Origin of the sequence: Streptomyces sp. WM6386, assembly GCF_000972385.1 — a bacterium.
Classification (GTDB): domain Bacteria; phylum Actinomycetota; class Actinomycetes; order Streptomycetales; family Streptomycetaceae; genus Streptomyces.
On record NZ_JXTE01000566.1, the window covers coordinates 1 to 401 of the forward strand.

1 pseudogene is annotated in these 401 nt (G+C 71.6%); it reads right to left on the minus strand.

The features are described from left to right. Nucleotides 1-190 precede the first annotated feature (190 nt). Nucleotides 191-401: pseudogene (locus TN53_RS42715) on the minus strand (peptidase M15); the annotation flags it as partial.

The following is a 401-nucleotide window of genomic DNA, read 5'->3' on the forward strand; positions in this document are numbered from 1 at the left end:
CCCAGTGGTTCGCCGACGGCCCGACGTCCGCCGGCCGCAGCGGCGTTCGGGGAGACCGCGCCCGTGGCCGCGTGGCAGACCAAACCGTTCTGGGCGCTGGTCGCCGCGGCCGGACATCCGTACGGTGTCCGGCCGCGCCGATCTCACCACCCTGCACCGCGGTCGTCATCGAGAACCGAGACGCCGACTTTCAGCGGCGTTCGGGCAGGTCCGACTCGGCAGGCAACAGGGACGACCCGAACTTCGCGGCCGGCTTCTTGCCGCAGAACGCGGCCTCGAGCGTGCCGCCGAGCGCGGTGTTGGCGGATCCCTTGTTGGAGGTGTTGGCCATCGCGGAGAGGCTGCGCCGGCCGTCGGCGGTCGCGAAGACGTAGGTGTAGAAACCCTGCACGGTGCCGGTG